At 66.9% G+C, this 13,804-nt stretch carries 12 protein-coding genes; 4 read left to right on the top strand and 8 right to left on the bottom strand.

Translation table 11 applies throughout. The features are described from left to right. Nucleotides 1-21 precede the first annotated feature (21 nt). The 4 genes from AB4083_RS06600 to AB4083_RS06585 form a co-directional block, all read right to left on the bottom strand. Entirely contained in the window at nt 22-1,353 is a 1,332-nt protein-coding gene (locus AB4083_RS06600; protein WP_441606976.1) for an APC family permease, read from the bottom strand. 118 nt (nt 1,354-1,471) lie between these two features. Next, on the bottom strand, nt 1,472-2,155 hold the full coding sequence (locus AB4083_RS06595; RefSeq protein ID WP_441606975.1) for a type 1 glutamine amidotransferase domain-containing protein: 684 nt from the start codon (nt 2,153-2,155) through the stop codon (nt 1,472-1,474). 175 nt (nt 2,156-2,330) lie between these two features. Continuing rightward, nucleotides 2,331-3,305 carry a scabin-related ADP-ribosyltransferase gene (locus tag AB4083_RS06590; protein WP_441606974.1) on the bottom strand — a complete coding sequence of 325 codons (975 nt, stop codon included), beginning with the start codon at nt 3,303-3,305 and terminating at the stop codon, nt 2,331-2,333. Further along, nucleotides 3,292-3,630 (bottom strand): hypothetical protein, encoded by a 339-nt coding sequence (locus tag AB4083_RS06585; RefSeq protein WP_441606973.1) that lies wholly within the window; start codon nt 3,628-3,630, stop codon nt 3,292-3,294. The genes AB4083_RS06590 and AB4083_RS06585 overlap by 14 nt, the downstream gene beginning before the upstream one ends. Nucleotides 3,631-3,832: 202 nt before the next feature. Here AB4083_RS06585 and dinB point away from each other — a divergent pair, with 202 nt between their 5' ends. Beyond that, nucleotides 3,833-4,927 (top strand): DNA polymerase IV, encoded by a 1,095-nt coding sequence (gene dinB / locus AB4083_RS06580; RefSeq protein ID WP_441606972.1) that lies wholly within the window; start codon nt 3,833-3,835, stop codon nt 4,925-4,927. A gap of 67 nt (nt 4,928-4,994) precedes the next feature. Beyond that, complete coding sequence (locus tag AB4083_RS06575) at nt 4,995-5,678, top strand: hypothetical protein (protein WP_441606971.1); 684 nt, start codon at nt 4,995-4,997, stop codon at nt 5,676-5,678. A gap of 3 nt (nt 5,679-5,681) precedes the next feature. Here the strand turns inward: AB4083_RS06575 and dapB are convergent, their stop codons facing one another. Then, on the bottom strand, nt 5,682-6,485 hold the full coding sequence (gene dapB, locus AB4083_RS06570; protein WP_441606970.1) for a 4-hydroxy-tetrahydrodipicolinate reductase: 804 nt from the start codon (nt 6,483-6,485) through the stop codon (nt 5,682-5,684). A gap of 160 nt (nt 6,486-6,645) precedes the next feature. Between dapB and AB4083_RS06565 the strand changes: the two genes are divergently transcribed. Then, the gene (locus AB4083_RS06565) at nt 6,646-7,326 is read left to right on the top strand and encodes a hypothetical protein (protein ID WP_441606969.1); all 681 of its coding nucleotides are present in this window, start codon (nt 6,646-6,648) and stop codon (nt 7,324-7,326) included. 580 nt (nt 7,327-7,906) lie between these two features. Further along, nucleotides 7,907-8,956 (top strand): hypothetical protein, encoded by a 1,050-nt coding sequence (locus AB4083_RS06560; protein ID WP_441606968.1) that lies wholly within the window; start codon nt 7,907-7,909, stop codon nt 8,954-8,956. A 170-nt stretch (nt 8,957-9,126) separates the two neighbouring features. On the opposite strand, the gene lpdA is transcribed toward AB4083_RS06560, so the two are convergent. From lpdA to AB4083_RS06545, 3 genes are all read right to left on the bottom strand, one after another. Further along, complete coding sequence (gene lpdA / locus AB4083_RS06555; RefSeq protein WP_441606967.1) at nt 9,127-10,905, bottom strand: dihydrolipoyl dehydrogenase; 1,779 nt, start codon at nt 10,903-10,905, stop codon at nt 9,127-9,129. Nucleotides 10,906-10,923: 18 nt separating this feature from the next. Further along, a complete protein-coding gene (gene aceF, locus AB4083_RS06550; RefSeq protein ID WP_441606966.1) occupies nt 10,924-12,621 on the bottom strand; it encodes a dihydrolipoyllysine-residue acetyltransferase in 1,698 nt (565 codons plus the stop codon). A gap of 356 nt (nt 12,622-12,977) precedes the next feature. Next, nucleotides 12,978-13,802, bottom strand: a complete 825-nt coding sequence (locus tag AB4083_RS06545) for a mechanosensitive ion channel family protein (RefSeq protein WP_441606965.1) — start codon at nt 13,800-13,802, stop codon at nt 12,978-12,980. Nucleotides 13,803-13,804: the final 2 nt, after the last annotated feature.

The following is a 13,804-nucleotide window of genomic DNA, read 5'->3' as shown; positions in this document are numbered from 1 at the left end:
CGCTCACCCCAACCTACGGCGTCACGCCGGACCTTGCCGCCGCTGCCACGCACGCCACACCAGATAGACCGGCACACCGACCAGCACCAGCAGCAGACTCATGCCTGCATCGCCGGGCGAATCCAGCACCGTCGCGGCAATCACACCCAGCACCGTCAACACGAACAGAAACGGCAGCACCGGATAGAACGGCACCCGATACGGCGCCGGCTCCGCCGCGAAACGGCGGCGATACCAGAACAGCGTGGCGATGCCGAACGCATGGAACAGCCACTCGCCCACCGTGGTGTAGTTGAGCAGCTGGCCGAAGCTGCCGGACAGCACCAGCACGATGGCCCAGCCGCCGAGCACCGCCAGCGCCACCTGCGGCGCGCGCGACTGCGGGTCGATGCGCCCTACCGCGCGGAAGAACATGCCGTCCGCGCCCATGGTCTGCAGCACGCGCGCGCCACCGGCGATGGCGATGCTGCAATAGCCGAAGGTGGAACAGGCGATGCCGATCGCCATCACCCGCGCGCCGGCGTCGCCGAACAGCTTGTGCATCAGGTCCGCGGCCGGCGCGTGGCTGGCGGCCAGACCCGCATGGCCGAGCCCGGCCAGGTAAGCGAAGTTGACCAGCAGATAGCACAGCACCACCGCCGCCAGGCCCAGGCCCAGCGCGCGCGGCAGCGTGCGCTGCGGTTCGCGCACTTCGCCGGCGAGGTCGTTGAGGTAATGGAAGCCGCCATAGGTGAACAGCACCGGCAGCAGCGCGCCGAGGAAATCCCAGGGCCGCGCCTGGTGCACCGGATCCGGCGCCAGCGCCATGCCGAAATGGCCGCGCGCCAGCACCAGCGCCGTCGCCACCAGCATGGCGATGGCCGCCAGCTTCAGCACGGTGAACACGTTGAGCATGCGCGAACCGGCGCGGATGCCGAAGAAATTCACGCCCACGATAAACAGGATCGCCGCCGCTGCCATCGGCTTCACCCACATCAAGGGCAGGCCCACCGCGGCGCAGAGGTAATCGGCAAAGGTGGTCGCCACCGCCGCCACGCTGCCCGGATAGTTGATCAGCGCCATGGTCCATCCGAACAGGAACGCCGGCAGCTGGCCGAACGCTTCGCGCAGATAGATGTAGATGCCACCCGCCTGCGGCCGCCGCGCGCCGAGTTCCGCGTAGCACAGCACCCCGGCCAGGGTGAGCGCGCCGCCGATCGCCCATAGCACCAGCAATTGCGCGCCGGACGAGGTGCGCTCGGCCACGGTGGAGGTGCTGCGGAAGATGCCGCCGCCGATCACGCCGCCGATCACGATGGCGGCGGCGTCCCAGGTGCCGAGACGGCGGAGGTAGGAAGGAGAAGTGTCAGTCATAAGCGTCGACGATAACCCGGGACGCCCCCTCATGACTGATGACCTATGCCCTATGCGCGGGAGCATGGAGCTCGGGCAGGACGTGGCGCGGCCTGCCCGTCCCCACCGCGTGCCGGGTTCAGCCCTCGCTGCGCAGCAGCGCCAGCACGGCCTTGGCCGCATCCACCGACGAGGCTGGGTTCTGCCCGGTCACCAGGTTGCCGTCGGTGACGGCATACGGATGGAAGTCGGCCTTCTTCGAGTACTCCGCGCCATGCGCCTTGAGCATGTCCTCGACCAGGAACGGCACCACCTCGGTCAGGCCCACCGCGGCCTCTTCGCCATTGGTGAAACCGGTGACGCGCTTGCCGCGCACCAGCGGCTCGCCCTTGAAGCGCGTGTGGCGGAACACCGCCGGCCCGTGGCACACCGCACCCACCGGCTTGCCGGCCGCATAGGTGCGTTCGATCAGCTCGGCGGAATGCTGGTCCTCGGCCAGGTCCCACAGCGGACCATGCCCGCCGGGATAGAACACCGCGTCGTACTGCGCCTTGGCCGCCTCGGCCAGTGGCAGCGTGTGGGCCAGCGCCTCCACCGCCTTGGCGTCGGCGCGGAAGCGGCGGGTGGCGTCGGTCTGCGCGTCGGCGTCGTCGCTCTTGGGATCGAGCGGGGGCTGGCCGCCCTTGGGCGAGGCCAGCACGAGCTGCGCGCCGGCATCTTTGAACGCGTAGTACGGCGCGGCGAACTCTTCCAGCCAGAAACCGGTCTTGCGGCCGGTGTCGCCCAGGCGGTCGTGCGACGTCAGCACCATCAGGATCTTCATTGCAGCTTTTCCTCACGTGGATGCCGCCCAGCTTGGCAGGCGGGGCGGTAAGTGCACGTGATCTGCGGGCCGGCGCGAGGCCTTCAAGCGCCGCGCCGGCGGATCGGCAGGAATGAGCAAACCCGGCGGCGGATCGGGTAGATCCGCCGCCGGGTTTGCGAGAAGGCCAACGGAGTCAGAGATCGTCGTTCTTCCGCCAGCGCCAGTTCTCGCCCGCGCCGACTTCCGATTGAATCTCTGCATCGACCCGCATCCTGCTCGACATGTTCACGATCCGCAGGGCGGAAAAACAGAACCGGATGGAATCGCCGCGCTTTTCCTTCGGCGACGCACAGGACGGCAGCAACGCCAGATGGATAGGATCGCCATCTTCCGCGCCGCCCTCGGCGGCCCCGTACACATCATTCGTACAGTTCATTCCCGCGGGTTGAGATATGGCACCGACAGCCGGCGAGCATATGGCAAGTGACGGAGATGAGGATGCATCGTCCTCTGGCCAGGTCACTGTGTAAGGCGCGGTGTTGGCGAAAGTAGCGCTATCCCCCGTCCATGCCGTGTTATGCCGATACGAACCTGGCCGCACGTGGAAATTGTTGTCCGTTCCACGTTCACTGGAATACGAGAGGGCCCACGAAATCGATGACAGCCTGATCGGAACAGTCGCCACGAACTCTCGTTGCCAGGTGAACTGTGGGATGACGTAGTCGAGACCCCTCTCCGTATAGTAGTGACGCGGATCGATGCCAGCGCCCCTTTCCTGCGCGAGAAAATGTTCCAGACTGGGGATCGCTTCGTAAAAGCTCTCGTCAGCCTGGATCCGATAAATGAAGCCGACGGCGCCAGGATTGGCCTCAAGGTAGGTGATCGCCAGACTCGTCGCCACTTCCAGGCTCGACGTGGCGGCGACAAAAGCGCTCTCTTCCGTCCACGCCAGCACGTGCCGTATCAGACTGGTATCGCTTCCCCGCGGGGAAAAACCGGAAGCAAAGATTTGTTCCGGCGGCCGGGTATCGAAACGGTAGACGAACCGCACCCCACCGTTAGCCCACGACGGAAACGCTCCACATAAGGCAAGGCCAAGCAGCAGACCCAGCCGTGATAACCATCGCTTCGCTGAAGTAGCCATGCCGACCCCATCAAGGATGTCCATAGGGCGGCCAGTACGGCCTGGCTCCGGCCCTGACCATTTCCAGGTGCGATATGCTGTTGGTTTCGCCGGACGATTCGACCTTGCCTAGCGCGGCAACGGATATTCCGGTGAGAAACGCCGCTTTCGCCATCGAGCACATCGCCTTACTTTCGATGTGAAAATAGCCATTGCCGTAGTACGGGTTAGCCGGATCGGCGATCGCCGCATAACACCGCTCCTCAGCGCTGCGCATTTGGAATCCGACCACTGGACCGGTTAGATGTATATCAGCCGCAGCAGTCGCCAAGGGCATGCAAGCCAGCAACAGAAGAATTAATACTTTCATTCGAAGTTCCCCCTTTGATAAAACCAGATTTTTCTATTCAAAACCGCGAAATCATTATTTCGCACTTAAGAAACTACGCCGACGGGCGCGATCTGGCTTCACCCTGGACGACTTGAATCGACCTAATCTGTCGCGTTGCCGCCGGCAGGCGCGGTTCCGTGCTTAACTCTCGCCACCGTCCACGCCACGCCGCCACCCGTTCGTGCCCTCCGTCCCGCGCAAGATCATCCACATCGACATGGACGCCTTCTACGCGTCGGTGGAGCAGCGCGACGCCCCGGAGCTTCGCGGCAAGCCGGTGGTGGTGGCGTGGCGCGGCGCGCGCTCGGTGGTGTGCGCGGCCAGCTACGAGGCGCGCAAGTTCGGCGTGCGTTCGGCGATGCCGGCGGTGCGCGCCGAGCGGCTGTGTCCGCAGGCGATTTTCGTGCCGCCGGATTTCGGCCGCTACAAGGCGGTGTCGCGGCAGGTGCGCGAAATCTTCTCGCGGCATACCGAGCTGATCGAGCCGCTGTCGCTGGACGAGGCGTATCTCGACGTCACCACCTCCATCACCGCGCTGCCCTCCGCCACCGCCACGGCTGAGGCGATCCGCGCGGCGATCCGCGAGGAAACCCGGCTCACCGCCTCCGCCGGCGTGGCGCCGAACAAGTTCCTGGCCAAGATCGCGTCGGACTGGAACAAACCGGACGGCCTGTTCGTGATCCGCCCGCACCAGATCCTGGACTTCCTCGCCCCGCTGGCGGTGGGCCGCCTGCCCGGCGTGGGCAAGGTGATGGAGGCGAAGCTGACCGCGATGAACATCGCCACCGTGGGCGACCTGCGCGCCTTCGCGGCGGAGGAACTGGAACAGCGCTTCGGCCGCTGGGGCCGGCGCCTGCACGAGCTGTCGCTGGGTATCGACGAGCACGCGGTGGAACCGGACCGCCCCACCCTGCAGGTCTCCGCCGAAGACACCTTCGCCAGCGACCTCACCCTGGACGAGCTGGAGCCGCATATCCGCCGCCTGGCCGAAAAGACCTGGGCCGCGCACGAGCGCGAGGCGGAGGGCGAACACGGCCGCATCGCGCGCACCGTGGTGCTGAAGCTGAAGACCAGCGACTTCCACACGCTGACGCGCAGCCTGACGCCATCCACCAGGCCGATCTCCGCGCAGGAGCTGGCCGACCTGGCCTGCGCCCTGCGCGCCCGCGTGGAGCGGCCGGCGGACAGCCGCTATCGATTGGTCGGCGTGGGGCTGTCCGGCTTCGTCGAACAGGACAGTTTCGTCGCCCAGGGCGACCTGTTCGAAGCCGGCTAGGCGCACTGCTGCACGGCGCCGGGATCGGCTACGCTGCGCCTCCTCCAGCCTTGCCGAGACGTACGACATGCATCTCGAACTGCCGAAAATGCGTTTGCATTCGCTGAAGGACTTCAGCAAGCACTATCTGATGATCGTGCTCAGCATTCTCACCGCGCTGGGGCTGGAGGCGTGGATCGAGCACTCGCATCATGCGCATGCGGGCGAGACCGCGAACCGGCAGATCCGCGCCGAGATCCAGGGCAATCTCGACGACGTGCGCTCCTCGATCAAGGCGAACGAGGCCTTGATCGCGCCGTTGAACGAACTCGACACGGCAGTAAGCCAGGACATCCGCGACGGTGCCGCGGCCGCCGTCGTCAACGAGCATATCCGCGCGCGCCGCGCCTCGTTCAAGCTGAGCGTCAACTGGCCGACCTTCGCCTCGCAGGCCTGGGACGTCGCGGTGGCCAACCAGTCGGCGAGCTGGATGGATGACGTCGATCTACGCCGCTATTCCGCCGCCTATGCGGACCTGCGCAATGCCTCGGACTGGATCACCCACGACAGCGTGATCCTGCTCAATGCGCCGAGCATGGCGGCGCTGCACACGCGGATCGACCTCGGCGCACCGGTCGACCCGCTGGAATTCGTCACCGTGCTGCGCCAGATGATCCATACCTCGCAAGAGGTCCAGTCGCACCTGCACCAGTTGGAAGGCCATCTGGTGCATGCACTGGCGCAGGAAGACGCCGGCAAGGCGCACGGCTGACGCTTACAGGTCCAGCACCTGGTCCAGGCCGCGGTGCACGCCGGGCGCCAGGCCCGAGACCTTGCGGATCGCCAGCAAGGCACCGTCGACATAAGGCCTGGCGCTGCTGCCTGCGTTGTGGCGCAAGCTGAGGGTCTGGTCCGGCATGCCGAAGATCACCTCGGCGCCGAGCACGAAGCCCGGCAGGCGCACCGCATGCACCTGCGCGCCGCCCAGCGTGCCGCCGCGCGTTTCGCGCACGCCCTTGGTCTGGTCCAGCGGCAGGCCCAGCTGCGGCTGGCGCACCTGGCCCAGGCGTCCGGCCAGCTCGCGCACCGTGCCGCTGGGCGCGTCCGGCTTGCCCTCGTAGGCGTAGTCGATGATTTCCCAGCTGGGGATGTACTTCGCCGCCTGCTCGGCGAATTTCTGCAGCAGCACCATGGTGAGCGCGAAGTTGCCGCAGGCGAGCACGGCGCGGCCCTTGGCGAGCGCGGCCTCGTCGATGCGCGCGTAGTCCTCGTCGCTCAGTCCCGACGTGCCGACCACCACGTGCGCGCCATGTTCGAGCGCGGCGAGGATATTCGCCTTCGCGCTGTCCGGCTTGGTGTACTCCATGAACACGTCGACCGGCCTGGCCAGCGCCTCGGCGGCGCTGGCGAATACCGGCGCATCGAGCCGCGCGTCGCCCAGCGCCTGCCCCAGCGTGCTGCCGGCGTGCTTGCGCGAGATGGCGCTGACCAGCTTCAGGCCATCGGCGGCGGCCAGGCCGCGGGCCAGTTCGGAACCGGCCCAGCCGGTGGCGCCCGCCAGACAAACGTTCAAGCTCATGGGTCACCTCGCGATCGAAAAGATGGAAAAACAGATGCCGCTGCTGCAGCCGCTTTGCAAGCCCGGTCGAGCATAGCCGGCCGGGCTTCCCGCACTGCCGGCCCACGGCCCCATCGGCTAGGCTCAGCAGTTTCCCGCATACCGCCGCCCGGACGCCGCCATGCACCTCGAATTGCCGAAGACACGCCTGCATTCGTTGAAGGATTTCGCCAAGCATTACCTGATGATCGTGCTCAGCATCCTCACCGCGCTGGGGCTGGAGGCATGGATCGAGCATGCCCACCACAAGCAGGCGGCCGCCGAGGCCAGCGCGCGCATCGATGCGGAGATTCAGCAGAACCTGGCCGAGATCCAGCGGATCTCCGAACACGACCAGGCGCGCGCGAAAGACCTGGCGCATTTCCGCGACGTGCTCGCCGCCGACATCAAGGCGCACGCCTCGGACGAAACCATCCGCCAGCATGCCCACGCGAACGCGCCCGAAGGCCTGTACCTGGATTACCGCTGGCCGGTGCTGCGCCGCGAAGCCTGGGACCTGGCCGTGGCCAACCAGTCCGCCAGCTGGATCGACAACGACCGCCTGCGTGCCTACTCGTCCATCTACGCCACCCAGGCCGCCAGCCTCAGCAATCTGGCCGCCGACATTCCGCTGGTGTTGAACGGCCCGCGTGCGATGGACATGGGACTGGACTTCGACAACGACGACTACCAGCCGCGCGAACTGCTGCACGTGGCGAACCAGATGGCGGGCACCGTGCACGAGGTGGTCAACATGCTGGACGGCCTGCACAAGCGGATCGAGGCGGCACTGCCGGCGGATAAGCAGCACAGGCATTCGTAGCGCCCGCCCCGTCATTCCGGCGCAGGCTGGAATCCAGTGGCGATGTGCTCCGTGGAAATATGGAGTGCGGAAGCTTCAGCTTTAAACGTTTCGCGACAATCACGCGGTGTCGCCACTGGATTCCGGCCTGCGCCGGAATGACGGGCTTTGGTTCTTCACACCTTGAACACACGATCGCACCGCGTGTTTTTTCGAATGCACGAATCGTTGAACATCATTAACGGCGCGCGCGTTCTTTCACCCGGAAGCTATTTTCAAGGCATGTGCGCAGCGCCTCCGCGCGCGCACCGCACGATTTGCATCGCAGGTGCTTGACGCAGTCTCTTTCGATTTGCAAAGCACACCGAAGATGCATTACCAAGGCCGACGGAACGTTTGTGCCCGGATGGCCGAACGCTCTCTCAGGGGATGCGTCATCGCTCGAACTCTCCGCGGTGGGATGAAGCGGAGCACATGTAGCTGCATGAATCGTCGCCACCGCGATGCGGTCGGCGCGCAGGTGAGTTGTTGCCCGAAACCGGCGAATGGAATCCTCCAACGCCGGAACCAAAAACTTATTTCGCGTACCAGGGAGAATTCAATGCTTGCGAAGTTGACGTTTGTGCTGGCGGCCGGCGTGCTCAGTGCTGCCTGTGTTTCCGCGGCCTATGCCGCACAGCCCGCGAATGTTTCCAGCCAGGCCGGCACCGAGCTGGTCGCTCCGTTCGAAGCGCAGGCCCGCGCGCAGTGGCGCGAGGACATCGCGCATATCGCCACGCCGGCGGAAGGCTGCTTCCACGCCACCTACCCGAGCGTCGTGTGGGAGCGCGCGGCGTGCAAGGCGGCGATTCCGCGCGTGACGCCCACGCCGCGCTGGCGCAGCTTCGGCGCCGCGCAGAACGCCGGCAACGGCAACGACTACACGTTGCACTCGTCAACGCTGATCACCAAGGCGGTCGGCAGCTTCCCGACCGTGACCGGCGTGACCTCCGAGTCCGGCGTGGGCGTGGCCGCCTATGGCGGCGGCGGCATCCTCGGCGCCAACGAGTACTCGCTGCAGATCAACTCCAGCTTCGACGACACCACCTCGGCCTGTAAGAACCACTCCGGCTGCACCGTGTGGCAGCAGTACGTCTACGCGCCGGACTATGAAGTGGACGGCGAAGCGGCGGTGTTCATGCAGTACTGGCTGATCGGCTACGGCGGCAGCAGCTGCCCCAGCGGCTTCGGCAGCGACGGTTCCGGCGACTGCTACAAGAACAGCGCCGCCGCCACCGCGCCGGACGTACCGGCCACCCAGCTCGGCAATGTAAAGCTGACCGGCACCGTCACCGCCGGCGGCAACGACACCGTGGTGTTCACCAACGGCACCCAGGCCTACAGCTCCAGCGGCAAGGACAGCGTGCTGTACCTGGCGACGGTGTGGAAGGTGGGCGAGTGGAACGTGGTCGGCAATGCCGGCGGCTCGATGGCGAAGTTCAACACCGGTTCGTCGATCACGGCGAAGCTGGCGGTGACCAATGGCTCGACCACCGCGCCGTCCTGCGTGGCCAACTCGGGCAGCACGGGCGAGAGCAACAACCTCAACCTGGGTAGCTGCTCGACGGGTGGCGGCTCGACGCCGTACATCCAGTTCACGGAATCGAACTGAGCAAAGCCCGTCACCCCGGCGCAGGCCGGGGTCCAGTGGCGGTGATGTGTGATTGTCGCGAAGGGTTTTGCGTGCTTCGCACAACGTACTTCACTGGATTCCGGCCCTCGCCGGAATGACGAGCTAAAAAAAGAGCCCGGGCAAGCCCGGGCTCTCTTCATGCCGGAAGCTTACTTCCGCTTCGGAATGTACAGGTCGGTGATGGTGCCTTCGTACACCTCCGCTGCCATGCCCACCGACTCGCTCAAGGTGGGATGCGGATGGATGGTGAGGCCGATGTCGGCCGCCTCGCTGCCCATCTCGATGGCGTGGGTGATCTCGGCGATCAGGTCGCCCGCATGCGGGCCGACGATGGCGCCGCCGACCACGCGGTGGGTTTCCTCGTCGAAGATCAGCTTGGTGAAGCCCTCGGTGCGGTCGATACCGATGGCGCGGCCGCTGGCCGCCCACGGGAACTTGCCGACGCCGATCTTCAAGCCCTTCTCCTTGGCCTCGCGCTCGGTCACGCCGACCCATGCCACTTCCGGATCGGTGAACGCCACGGAGGGGATCACGCGCGCATCGAAGTAGCTCTTCATGCCCGCGACCACCTCGGCGGCCACGCGCGCCTCGTGGGTCGCCTTGTGCGCCAGCATCGGCTGGCCGACCAGGTCGCCGATGGCGAAGATGTGTGGCACGTTGGTGCGCATCTGCGTGTCGACGTTGATGAAGCCGCGCTCGGTCACCGCGACGCCGGCCTTATCCGCGCCGATCTTGTTGCCGTTGGGCGAACGGCCCACCGACACCAGCACGCGGTCGAACAGCTTGGTCTCCGGGATGCTGTCGCCTTCGTAGGCGACCTCGATGCCCTTCTTGGTGGCCTTGGCCTCGGTCACCTTGGTTTTCAGGTGCACGCCCTTGAGCTTGCCGCCTAGGCGCTTGGCCAGCGGCTTGATCAGGTCGGCGTCGGCGCCGGGGATCAGCTGGTCCATGAATTCGACCACGGTCACTTCGCTGCCGAGCGCGCCGTACACCGTAGCCATTTCCAGGCCGATGATGCCGCCGCCCACCACCAGCAGGGTGGCCGGCACGTCCTTGAGTTCCAGCGCGTCGGTGGAATCCATCACGCGCTCGTCGTCCCACGGGAAGGCCGGCAGCTTCACCGACTGCGAACCGGCGGCGATGATGGCCTGCTCGAAGCGGATCAGCTTCTTGCCTTCGGCCGTCTCCACTTCCAGCTCGTGCGGCGACACGAACCTGCCCACGCCCTGCACCGTGCGCACCTTGCGCTGCCTGGACATGCCAGCGAGGCCGCCGGTGAGCTGGGCGACCACCTTGTTCTTGAACGAGCGCAGCTTGTCCAGGTCGAGCTTCGGCTTGCCGAAGCTGACGCCATGCGCGGCCATCGCCTCGGCCTCGTCGATCACGGCGGCGGCGTGCAGCAGCGCCTTGGACGGGATGCAGCCCACGTTGAGGCAGACGCCGCCAAGAGTGGCATAGCGCTCGACCAGCATGGTGTCCACGCCCAGGTCGGCGGCGCGGAACGCGGCGGTGTAGCCGCCGGGGCCGGAGCCGAGCACCACCAGCTTGCATTCGATATCGGCGGTGCGGCCGGAGGCGCCGGCCGCCTGCGGGGCGGGCGCCGGGGCCTTGGCGGCGGGGGCCGCTGCAGGCGCCGGTGCGGGCGCGGCAGCCGGCGCGGCGGCGGGTGCCGGTGCGGCGGCGTCGGCGGAGACTTCGAGGATGACGATCACGGCGCCTTCCGACAGCTCGTCGCCCACCTTCACCTTCAATTCCTTGACGGTGCCGGCGGCACTCGACGGGATCTCCATCGTCGCCTTGTCCGACTCCAGCGTGATCAGGCTCTGGTCCTTGGTCACGCTGTCGCCGGCCTTTACCAGCACTTCGATCACCGGCACCTTGTCGTGGCCGCCGATGTCGGGGACTTTCACTTCGATCGTATTAGCCATGTCGTCGATGCCTCCGCGTCAGAGCAGCAGGCGGCGGATGTCGCCGAGCTGGGTGGCGAGGAAGGAGGCGAAGCGCGCGGCCAGTGCACCGTCGATCACACGGTGGTCGTAGCTCAGCGACAGCGGCAGGATCAGCCGCGGCGCGAATTCCTTGCCGTTCCACACCGGCTTGGTCTGCGCCTTGGACACGCCAAGGATCGCCACTTCCGGCGCGTTGACGATCGGCGTGAACGCGGTGCCGCCGATGCCGCCCAGCGAGGAGATCGAGAAGCAGCCGCCGGACATGTCGTTGGGGCCGAGCTTCTTGTCGCGCGCCTTCCTGGAGATCTCGCCCAGTTCGACGGCGAGGTCGAGCAGGCCCTTCTTGTCGCAGTCGCGGATCACCGGGACCACCAGGCCGTCCGGCGTATCCACCGCGATGCCGACGTGGAAGTACTTCTTGAGGATCAGCTTCTCGCCGGTCGCGTCGAGCGAGGCGTTGAACTGCGGGAATTTCTTCAGCGCCGCGACCACCGCCTTGATCTGGAACACCAGCGGGGTGACCTTCAGGTCCTTGTTCTCTTCGCCGAGCTTCTTGCGGAAGGCTTCCAGCTCGGTGATGTCCGCGTCTTCGTGCTGCGTGACGTGCGGGATCATCGCCCAGTTGCGCGCCAGGTTGGCGCCGGAGATCTTCTGGATGCGGGTGAGCGGCTTCTCCTCGATCTCGCCGAACTTGGCGAAGTCCACCTTCGGCCACGGCAGCAGGTTGAGGCCGCCGCCGGCCGGCTGCGCCGCGCCGCTGGGGCGCGCGCCGGAAGCCAGCGCATGCTTGACGTAGGAGGTGATGTCCTCGCGCACGATGCGGCCACCGCGGCCGCTGCCCTTCGCCTGGCGGATGTCCACGCCCAGCTCGCGCGCGAAGGCGCGGATGGCGGGGCTGGCATACGGGGCGTCGCCCGGCATCACGATGCGCGAGTCGAACGGGGGACGCGCGGCCGGCGCCACGTCGCCTTCCGGCGCGTTGCCGGGCAGGACGCCGCGGCCGCCGAGCGGGGCGGGCTTTTCTTCGACCTGCGGCACGGTGGCCTGGGCGGGGGCGAGGGCCGGGGCCGAAGCCGGCGCAGCAGCCGGGGCGCCTTCGGCGCTTTCGATCAGGGCGATCACGGCGCCTTCGGACAGCTCGTCGCCGACCTTGACCTTCAGTTCCTTCACCACGCCGGCGAACGCGGCGGGCACTTCCATCGTGGCCTTGTCCGATTCCAGCGTGATCAGGCTCTGGTCCTTGGCGACGGTGTCGCCCACCTTGACCAGCACCTCGATCACCGGCACGCCGTCGTGGCCGCCGATATCCGGCACCAGGGCTTCGCGGACCCCGCCGGCGGCCGGCGCCGGAGCAGGCGCGGCGCGGGTAGGTTCGGCGGCCTTGGCCGGGGCGGCAGCCGGCGCGGGGGCCGGAGCCGGCGCGGCGGCCTGGGGCGCGGGCGCCGGGGCGGCAGCCTCGTCGGCCTCGATGATGGCGATCACGGCGCCCTCGGACACCTCGTCGCCGACCTTGAGCTTGACCTCCTTGACCGTGCCGGCGAACGGCGCGGGCACTTCCATGGTGGCCTTGTCCGATTCCAGGGTGACCAGGCCTTGTTCCTTCGCGACCTTGTCGCCGGGCTTCACCAGCACCTCGATCACCGGGACGTTGTCGTGCCCGATATCCGGTACGCGGGCTTCTTTCAGGTCGGCCATGATTTCTCCTGCGATGTCGATGGCGCAGCGCCTGGGGGGTGGCGGCGCGCAAGAGCCCAATCATAGCGAAGGCGCCCGGTCCCGTCTGGATCGATCTTGGTCCTGGGGGGTCCATGCGCGGACGTATGCGGGCCGAAATTCTGGACTCTGTCCCCATGCCTGGGTCCTTCTCCCTCCGGGAGCACGCGGGGAGGGCACAGGGATGTGCCCGGCTTTGAGGAGCGAGGAAGGTGGCGGCAGCCGGATGAGGGTTCGGCCGGAGTGCAACGCACCACTTCGCCCGGACCCTCACCCCAACCCCTCTCTCCCACGGGGACTACCTTCGGGTCGCCGACGGGAGAGGGGCTAAAGCCAGTTCAGTCCGGCAGCTTCCCCTGCACCACCCTTAGCTCGCGCTGCGGGAACGGGATGCTGATGCCCTCGGCCTCGAAGCGCTCCTTGATCCGGCGCAGCAGGTCGGTCTGGGCGCCCCAGATGTCGCCGCTGCGGGTGAAGGCGCGGATCACCAGGTTCACCGCGCTGTCGCCCAGCGATTCGGTCCACACGCCCGGCGCCGGGTCGCGCAGGATGCGTTCGTCGGCCTCGAACAGTTCGCGCACCGCCGCCATCGCCTTGCCGATGTCGTCGCTGTAGCCGATGCCCACCTTCAGCTCGAAGCGGCGGGTGCCACGGCGGTTGAAGTTGACGATGGCGTCGGCGCCGATCTTGCCGTTGGGCACGATCGCCTCGCGGTTGTCCGGCAGCACCAGCAAGGTGTGCATGAGGTTGATCGAATCGACCGTGCCGTCGATGCCGCCGGCGGTGATGTAGTCGCCCACGCGGAACGGTCGGAACACGATCAGCAGCACGCCCCAGGCCAGGTTGCTCAGCGAGCCCTGCAAGGCCAGGCCGATGGCGAGGCCGGCGGTGCTCAGCGCGGCGATCAGCGGCGCGGACGGCACGCCGGCCTGCTGCAGCGCCATCACCACCAGCAGCACGATCAGCACGCCGCTGATCAGGTTGCGCAGGAAGCCGCTCAGGGTGGGGTCGAACTTCGCGCGCTGCATCGCGCGCAGCGCGAAGTTCGCCACGCGCGCGGCGATCCACAGGCCGAACAACAGGATCAGCAACGCGATGGCGATATTGATCAGGTGATCGATCGCGTTTTCGGAGAAATGCAGGCGCACCAGGAAATCGTGCATGA

The organism is Dyella sp. 2RAB6, from assembly GCF_052115385.1.
In the GTDB taxonomy this organism is placed as follows: domain Bacteria; phylum Pseudomonadota; class Gammaproteobacteria; order Xanthomonadales; family Rhodanobacteraceae; genus Dyella_D.
This window is presented reverse-complemented; position numbering and strand designations above follow the sequence as displayed.